We start from the raw sequence: 7995 nt of genomic DNA on the forward strand, positions 1-7995 counted from the left end.
CAGCCGGGCCATGATGGACTGGCTGATGCCGAAGCCCGGGGGCCGGTCGCGGACGTCGAAGCCCTGGCCCTGATCGCGGGCCACCACCGCGATCCCGCCGTCGCGCTGCTCCACGCGCAGCACGACCTGCTTCGTCCCCGAGTGCTTCACCGTGTTGCGCAAGGCTTCCCGGACGGCTTCGCACAACGCGGTGCGCCGGTCCTGCGAGACTTTGTGGTCGTCGGCGAAATCCGCGGCGACGAGCTGCGTGCGCAAGCCGTCGCGCGCGAGTTCGGTGGCGACGTCGGCGAGTTCGACCGCGAACCCGCGCGTCGGCCCGGTCGGCACGGGCTCGGTGATCCGGCGGCGCAGCTCGGCCGCCTCCGCCTTGGCGACCGACCGCAGCTCCGAGAGCCGCGTGACGGCCTGGGCGTCGTCACCCGGTGCCGAAATGGCGAGCGCTTCGAGGGTCTGCAGCACGCTGTCGTGCATGATGCGCCGCGTCCGGCGGCGCTCGGCCTCGCGCCCGCGCCGCAGCCCGATGTCCACCGCGAACCGCGTGCCGACGCCGAGCAGGATGAGGATCGCCACGGCGAGCACGATCGCCACGGCGAGCGCCACCATGCAGCCGATCGACCGCGTCAGGGCGAGCTGGTGGCTCAGCGGCAGCCCGCCGGCCAGGGTCAGCAGGGCCCGGAACGGAACGGCGGCGGCGAACAGCCACAGCGCGGCGGGCAGCCCGGACGTGCCGGCCCACATGGCGACCGAGCCGACCAGCCAGGTCCAGGCAACGTCGACGGCGAACGGCTGGATCGCGGCCGGCGCCGTCATCGCGACGACGAGGTTGAGGACCACGCCGAGGGAAAGGTCCAGACCGAGGGCGCGGCCGGTGCGCCGGGCCCGCAGGCCGCCCGAGCGCAGCACCCAGACGACGGCGGCGGTGTTGGCCGCGACGGCGAAGACGGTGGCGCCGAGCACCGGCCCGAGCCCCAGCACGCCGTTCGAGGCGGTGAACCCGATGAACACCTTGACGAACGCGGCGGCCCGGTAGGCCAGCGGCACGGCAACCCAGTAGCGCGAGGCACGGGCGAGCGTCGCGTCCCCGACGGCGGTGAGGTCGCCGCCGTCGCCAACGGGTTCGGCCGGTTCCGCGGGTGTGCCGCTGCGCAACAGCGTGCGGACGAAAGCGCGTGGCGGTGCGGCAGAGCCCGCCTCGGGCATCGGTGGTCCCCATTCATCCGGCCGTCCGGGCGGCCTGAGCCTGGCAGCGGGGCAGGGGGATAGTCAACCGTCCCGGCCCGGAGCCAGCCCGCTGGAGCAAAGCCATCGACCGCTTCGTGATCTGCCGGTCGCACAGGGCGTGGTGGCGGTGGCACAGGGTTGCGGCGCGGGTGCGGTGGGCCGAGACGGGATCAGGGTGTGGCTGCCGCGGAGCGTTCGGGCGGCCGGATTCGTGAGCGGGCCGAGCCGGCGGCGGGGCACCAGCACTCGACCGGGCCCGCGCCGCCGTCAGTACGCGTGGAACATCGTGTCCTCGCCCGTGTACTCCGCCCAGCCCGGCGATCCCGTCGTCGCGAAGCGGAGCCAGGCGCCGTTCAACTCCGCCGCCAGCTCGTGCGGCGGGTTCTCGCCGAGCAGGCCTCGCGGTCCCGACAGCGCGTCCAGCGCCCCGAACACGAACGGCAGCTCCAGCCCGTGGCACGCCCCCAGCCTGCCTTCGAGCAGCGGCGAACCCCACTCGAACTCGTACCGGAACGTCCGGCCGGTGTGGTTTTCGGCCAGGTCGCGCACGCCGTCGCGGAAGACCAGGTCCGTCAGGGCCTCGACCAGGACCTCGCCCGCGGTGCGGCCCGAACCGAGGCCGTACGCGTACAGCACGCCCGCCGGGTCCGGGTGGGACACCGCCAGGGAGGCCACCGCCTGGTCGTCGGTAACCGCTTCGAGCGCGCCGGTCGGGACCAGGTAGAGCCGCATCTCTTCGCTGCAGCTGCCCGCGATCAGATCGACGTCGCCGGCCGCGCCCGCCTTGATCGCCTTGGCCGGGTGCTGCGGGAGGACGTCGTCACCGGTCACCGGGAGGAACGGGCTCAAGCCGTAGCCGCGGTCGTAACCCAGTGCGTCGCGGAGGTCGGGGGCGCCGCCCGGGCGGAGGACCGCGTCCTGGGCGTCGAGCAGCTGCTCGGTCGACACCTTGCGGAACGCCTCCGCCGTCGGTTCCGCCTTCAGCTCGTCGGCGACCACCTTGGCCAGCCGCCGGGCCTGGACGCCGTCGCGGACCATGTCCGGGTGTCCGCTTTGGACGATCGCGCGCCGGAACAGCCCGGTCGAGAGGGGCGAGCCGAGCAGGCAGGCGACGCTGACCGCGCCCGAAGCCGCGCCGAAGAGGGTGACGTTGGCCGGGTCGCCGCCGAACGCCGCGATGTTCTCCCGCACCCAGTGCAGGGCGGCGAGCTGGTCGCGGAGGCCGAGGTTGGTCGCCCCGCCGTCCAGGGGGAGGAAGCCGTCGATGCCGAGCCGGTACTGGACCGTCACCAGTACCGCGCCGGCGCGGGCGAACGCCGTGCCGTCGTGGACCGCGGCGGACGCGGCGCCGCCGAGGAACGCGCCGCCGTGCACGAACACCAGCACCGGCAGGGAAGCGGCGCCCGGCTGCGGGGTCCAGACGTCGACCGTCAGGTACTCCGGTCCCGGGCGCCAGCCGGTGCCGGTGAGCGGGGTCAGGTCGAGGCCGGGCACGTCGTGACGGCGCTGCGGCGCCGTCGGCCCCGGTCTCCGGGTGTCGCGGACGCCCTCCCACGGTGGTGCCGGGACGGGCTCGGCGAAGCGCAGCTCGCCGTCGGGCGCGGCGGCGTACGGGATGCCCCGGAAGAGCGCCACGCCGGCGGGGGTGACCTGACCGCGGACCGCGCCGGACGTGGTGGGGACGACGGGGTCGGTCATGCGGGGGGTCCCTTCGTGGACTGTCGGGGGAAGTGCCCGTCAGCCTAGGACCGCGGACGGGCCGCCGTCATGGGCGTTCCGTCTCCGAGGTTGTCGCGGATGGATAACGGCGCCGGGCCCGGATTGACCAAGCGCGCGACGACACCGTGAATTCCTGTTGCGGCGCGGGCAGGGCGTCCGGGAACGCCCTGCCCGCGAACCTCAGTCTTCGAGGCCTTCGAGGAGGTCCTCGATGGTGATCGGGATGTGCCGGACCCGGATGCCGGTGGCGTTGTACACGGCGTTGGCCACCGCCGCCGCCATGCCGACCGTGCCGATTTCGCCGAGGCCCCGCGCGCCCACCGCGTTGTGCAGGGTGTCGGGGTACTCGACGAAGTGAACGCCGACCTCCGGGATGTCGGCGTTGACCGGCAGCAGGTAGCTCGCGAAGTCGCCGTTGGCGAGCCGGCCGCTCGCCTCGATCTCCAGGCCCTCGTGCAGCGCGGCCGAGACACCCCAGATCATGCCGCCCATGATCTGGCTGCGGGCCGCCTTGTCGTTGATGATCCGGCCGGCGTCGAACACCCCGAGCATCCGGGAGACCCGCGCCTCGCGCGTCCACTTGTGCACCCGGACTTCGCAGAACTGGGCGCCCCACGAGGCGAAGGAGTGCTTGGTCATCTCCTCGCCGGGCGCCGACGTCCCGGTCACCTCGAGCGTTTCGCGGCCCACGGCCCGCAGCAGCTCGCCGAAGGTCATCGACTCGCCGTCGGCGAAGACGCGGCCGTCGGCGTAGGTGACCTGGCGCCCGGCGAACGGTGCGCCGGGATCGGCGGCGAGCGCGGTCAGTTCGTCGATCGCCTTGGCGGCGGCGAGCATGATCGCCGTGCCCGCGCTTGCCGTCGCCGTCGAGCCGCCCGACATGCCGCCCGGCGGGAGGGTCGAGTCGCCGAGGCGCGGGGTGATCCGGTCCGCCGGGATGTCCAGCGATTCGGCCCCCACCAGGGAGAGCACGGTCAGCAGCCCGGTGCCCGGGTCCGCGCCGCTCGTCGCGACGTCGGCGGTGTCGTCCGCCCGCAGGGTGATGCCGACGGTGGCCGGGAACCGCAGGGCGGGGAACACCGCGGTGGCGACGCCCATGCCGACGAGCCAGTCGCCGTCGGTGCGCGAGCCCGCCGGGCGGTGGGCCCAGCCGAAGCGGTCCGCGCCGATGCGGAAGCACTCGTCGAGGTGCTTGCTCGACCACTGCAGGTCGTGGCCGGGCGGGGCGGTCGAGTTGTTGCGGACGCGCAGCTCGATCGGGTCCATGCCCAGCTTCACGGCGAGCTCGTCGATCGCGCTCTCCAGCGCGAACGAGCCGGGCGCCTCGCCCGGGGCCCGCATGAACGTCGTCGGCGGGACGTTCAGCGGCACGACCTTCTGGGTGATGGACAGGTTCCTGGTCGCGTACCACTCGCGCGAGGTGCCGTGCGACGTCGGTTCGACGAACGACCGCGCGGTGTCGCTGTGGCACCACGAGTCGTGCCGCAGGGCGACCAGGGTGCCGTCCGGCTCGGCGCCGATCGCGAGCTTCTGGATCGTCGAGGCCCGGCCGGCGGTGGCGGTGAAGACCTGTTCGCGGGTGAGCGCGGCCTTCACCGGGCGGCCCAGAGCGCGGGCCGCCGCCGCGGCCAGGAACGCCGGCGTGGACGTCCGCCCCTTGCCGCCGAACGCGCCGCCGACGAACGGGTTGACCGCGTGGACGGCTTCCCGCGGCAGGCCGAGCGCGATGGCCAGTTCCGTCGCCTGCATGTCGGAGGCCTGGTTGCCGCTGTAGACGGTCAGCTCGCCGTCGTCCCACACCGCGACCGCGGAGTGCGGTTCCATCGCGGCGTGGTGCTGCGTCGCGGTCGTGTAGGTCGCCTCGACGACCACCGGGCTCGCGGCCAGGGCGGCATCGATGGATTCGACGCCGTCTTCGAAGACCTCGATCTCCGGGGGAGCGCCGTTGAACGTCGGCGGCGCCATCTCGGCCGTGTCGAGGAACTCGGTGAGCGAGGTGCGGGCGGGCCGCTCGCGGTAGGCGACCTCGACGAGGGCGGCGGCGTCCCTGGCCTGCTCGAACGTCTCCGCGACGACGAAGCCGATCGGCTGACCGTAGTAGGTGACTTCCTTGTCCTGCAACGGAACCCACGTCTCGCCGAACACCGGCAGGCTCGGGGTGTCCAGCGTCAGCGGGTCGAACGGCGTGTACACCTCGAGCACGCCGGGGGCGCTCTTCGCCTCGGTGGCGTCGACGGCCTCGATCTCGCCGTGGGCGATCGTGCTGAGCAGGACGTAGCCGTAGACCATGCCGGGGAAGGTGTGGTCGGCGCCGTACTTGGCGCCGCCGGTGACCTTCAGCGGCGCGTCCAGCCGGGTGATCATCGGGAGTTCCCCTCGGTCAGTTCGAGCAGTGCCCGGACGATGGTCCGCCGCAGCAGCGGCACCTTGAACCCGTTTTCGGACAACGGTTGCGCGCCGTCGGCGGCCACCGCCGCGGCCGCTTCGAAGGCGGCTTCGGTCGCCGGGCCGCCGCGCAGCGCCTCTTCGACGGCCGGCAGCCGCCACGGCACCGTCCCGACGCCGCCGGCCGCGACCCGGGCGTCGGCGACGATCCCGTCCCGGACGTCCAGCGCGACCGCGGCGGAGCACAGCGCGAACTCGTAGGACTGCCGGTCGCGCACCTTGACGTAGGTGGAGTTCGCGGCCCAGTCCAGCCGCGGCACGAGCACCTCGGTGATCAGTTCGCCGGGGCGCAGGTCGTTCTCCACGGCCGGGGTGTCGCCGGGCAGCTGGTAGAAGTCGCGCAGCGCGACTTCGCGGATGCCGGATTCGGCCGCCAGCCGCAGGCGGGCGTCGAGCGCGACCAGGGCGACGGCGACGTCGCTGGCGTGCGTGGCCGCGCACGACTCGCTCGTGCCGAGGATCGCGTGCATCCGGTTCGCGCCGGTGAGCGCGGGGCAGCCGCTGCCGGGAACGCGCTTGTTGCACGGCATGGCGACGTCGCGGAAGTACGAGCAGCGGGTGCGCTGCAGCAGGTTCCCGCCGATGCTGGCCATGTTCCGCAGCTGCTGGGACGCGCTCAGCAGCAGGGCCCGCGAGATCGCCGGGTAGACGCCGGGGTGCGCGGCGATGGCGCTCATCCGCTCGAGCGCGCCGAAGCGCAGCCCGTCGGTGGTGTCGATGCCGCGCAACGGCACGTCGTTGATGTCCATGACGTGCTGCGGGGTCAGGACGTCCAGCTTCATGAGGTCGACCAGGGTCGTCCCGCCGGCGAGGTAGGTGCCGGACGTGGCGACCGCCGCTTCGACGGTGGTGGGTGCGGTCAGCTCAAAGGGACGCATCGGCCCGCCTCGCCTGCTCGACCGCCTTGACGATGTTCGGGTAGGCCGCGCACCGGCAGAGGTTGCCGGACATGAACTCCCGCACGTCTTCGACGTCCTGTTCGACGGCGGCGACCGCCGACATGATCTGCCCGGCGGTGCAGAACCCGCACTGCAGGGCGTCCTGGTCGACGAACGCCTGCTGCACCGGGTGCATGCTGTCCTCTGTGGACAGTCCTTCGACAGTCGTCACGGGCTGCTTGACGGTGGCCGCCAGGGTGAGGCACGACAGCACGGGCCGGCCGCCGACGTGCACGGTGCAGGCGCCGCACTGCCCGCGGTCGCAGCCCTTCTTCGGGCCCGTGACGGCGAGGCGCTCGCGCAGCGCGTCCAGGAGTGTGACGCCGGGATCGACGTCCAAGTGTTCGGTGGTGCCGTTGACTTCGAGTGAGATGTCCACTGGTCTCTTTCCGCGGAGCCGGGCGGTCTGCCCGACGGTGTGGTGGGGCGGTGAAGGGCGGGAGCGGATACTCATCCGCTTCACTCGGTCGCGAGGCTAGCGGATTACAATCCGCTTGGCAACGAGCCCGGCGGGCTGGAGCAGCTCCAGGGCTCGGCTAGATTCAGCGGGACGGCACGACCACCGGGAGGAACGATGACGACCGGATCGGTCAGCCCGCGCCGCGCGGACACGCGGCGCAACCACGAGCGCATCCTCGCCGCCGCGGCGGCGTCCCTGGCCGACACGGGCGAGGTCTCGTTCAACGCGATCGCCAAGCACGCCGAGGTCGGCGTCGGCACGGTCTACCGGCACTTCCCGACCCCGGAGGCGCTGATCCTGGCGGTCTACCGGCGCGAGGTCCGGCACATCGTGGAGATCGTGCCGGTGCTGCTGGAGAAGCACGCCCCGGACGAAGCGCTCCGGCTGTGGGTGACCGACCACGTCGCCCACTACATGATGACGAAGAAAGGCCTGGCCGACGCGCTGCGCACCGCAACGGCGGCCCGCGGCGAGCTGCCGGGCGACGCCTGGGAGGACATGCTCGGCGCGGTGTCGGCGATGCTCGAAGCCAACGTCGAGGCCGGCACGGTCCGCCCCGGCCTGAGCCCGGTCCTGGTGATGCGCGGCCTGGGCGGCCTGCTGTGGCTCGACCCGAACGGCGACTGGCGACGCGACGCGGCGGACCTCGCCGATCTGCTGTGGCACGGTCTGGCCGCGCAGCCCGGCTAGGCGTCGCCGTCGAGACGGACGGTGACGGTGACCCGGCCCTTCGCATCACGCCGGGCGACGGCGTGCCCGGTGCGCCCGGAGCCGTCGAGTTCGAGGGTGAGCGGCGCACCGTCGCCGGTGAAGTTCCGCCACCACGACTTCGCGTCGGGCAGCCGCACGCCGATGGTGACGACATCGCCCGCCCGCCGGTAGCCGACCGGCGTGCTGAAGGTGCGCCCCGACCGCCGGCCGGTGTAGGTGATCTCGGTGAGGTGGCGGCGCACGAGCGACCCCCACCGCGGTGACGTCCGGAGCGCGCCGACACAGGTGTTGACGCGGTTGACGGCGTTCTTCGGGAGCGGGCCTCGATACCCCACGGCAGCCTCCTTCGAAGGGTTGCCGCCACGGTACCGGAAAACGGAGAAGAGTGTTCCGGTTGCGGGTGCCCGGTGATCGCGGGGGTCGGGACTGAAGGTGCGGTCCGGACGGCATCGAGGCACCGCCCACCTGGGGCGCGCCGCGCGGCGCGCCCCAGGTGGGCGG

Annotated in this window: 7 protein-coding genes; 1 reads left to right on the plus strand and 6 read right to left on the minus strand. The window is 73.1% G+C overall.

Annotated elements, in window-relative coordinates; all coding sequences use genetic code 11:
• The 5 genes from CCN39_RS32925 to CCN39_RS32945 form a co-directional block, all read right to left on the minus strand.
• Positions 1–1200: sensor histidine kinase (locus CCN39_RS32925; protein WP_086848636.1), on the minus strand; the 1200-nt coding region annotated here is incomplete at its 3' end.
• Positions 1201–1488: 288 nt separating this feature from the next.
• Positions 1489–2919: a carboxylesterase/lipase family protein gene (locus CCN39_RS32930; RefSeq protein WP_086848638.1), complete on the minus strand. Its 1431-nt coding sequence runs from the start codon at positions 2917–2919 to the stop codon at positions 1489–1491.
• A 201-nt stretch (positions 2920–3120) separates the two neighbouring features.
• Positions 3121–5304, minus strand: coding sequence for a xanthine dehydrogenase family protein molybdopterin-binding subunit (locus CCN39_RS32935; protein WP_086848640.1), 2184 nt, complete (start codon positions 5302–5304; stop codon positions 3121–3123).
• The gene (locus CCN39_RS32940; protein WP_086848642.1) at positions 5301–6263 is read right to left on the minus strand and encodes an FAD binding domain-containing protein; all 963 of its coding nucleotides are present in this window, start codon (positions 6261–6263) and stop codon (positions 5301–5303) included. The genes CCN39_RS32935 and CCN39_RS32940 overlap by 4 nt, the downstream gene beginning before the upstream one ends.
• Entirely contained in the window at positions 6250–6702 is a 453-nt protein-coding gene (locus CCN39_RS32945) for a (2Fe-2S)-binding protein (protein ID WP_086848644.1), read from the minus strand. Before CCN39_RS32945 ends, CCN39_RS32940 begins: the two co-directional genes overlap by 14 nt.
• A gap of 195 nt (positions 6703–6897) precedes the next feature.
• Between CCN39_RS32945 and CCN39_RS32950 the strand changes: the two genes are divergently transcribed.
• Positions 6898–7473 carry a TetR/AcrR family transcriptional regulator gene (locus CCN39_RS32950; protein ID WP_086848645.1) on the plus strand — a complete coding sequence of 192 codons (576 nt, stop codon included), beginning with the start codon at positions 6898–6900 and terminating at the stop codon, positions 7471–7473.
• Here CCN39_RS32950 and CCN39_RS32955 read toward each other — a convergent pair.
• Positions 7470–7829 (minus strand): hypothetical protein, encoded by a 360-nt coding sequence (locus tag CCN39_RS32955; RefSeq protein WP_086848647.1) that lies wholly within the window; start codon positions 7827–7829, stop codon positions 7470–7472. The two genes, CCN39_RS32950 and CCN39_RS32955, sit on opposite strands and share 4 nt — an antisense overlap.
• Positions 7830–7995: the final 166 nt, after the last annotated feature.

Origin of the sequence: Amycolatopsis kentuckyensis (assembly GCF_002155975.1) — a bacterium.
GTDB classification, from domain to species: Bacteria; Actinomycetota; Actinomycetes; order Mycobacteriales; family Pseudonocardiaceae; genus Amycolatopsis; species Amycolatopsis kentuckyensis.

What these genes read in the sequence shown, in the direction of transcription:
- CCN39_RS32950 (WP_086848645.1), top strand. Translation starts at nt 6,898, where the DNA reads ATGACGACCGGATCGGTCAGCCCGCGCCGCGCGGACACGCGGCGCAAC.
- CCN39_RS32935 (WP_086848640.1), bottom strand. Translation starts at nt 5,304, where the DNA reads ATGATCACCCGGCTGGACGCGCCGCTGAAGGTCACCGGCGGCGCCAAG.
- CCN39_RS32930 (WP_086848638.1), bottom strand. Translation starts at nt 2,919, where the DNA reads ATGACCGACCCCGTCGTCCCCACCACGTCCGGCGCGGTCCGCGGTCAG.
- CCN39_RS32940 (WP_086848642.1), bottom strand. Translation starts at nt 6,263, where the DNA reads ATGCGTCCCTTTGAGCTGACCGCACCCACCACCGTCGAAGCGGCGGTC.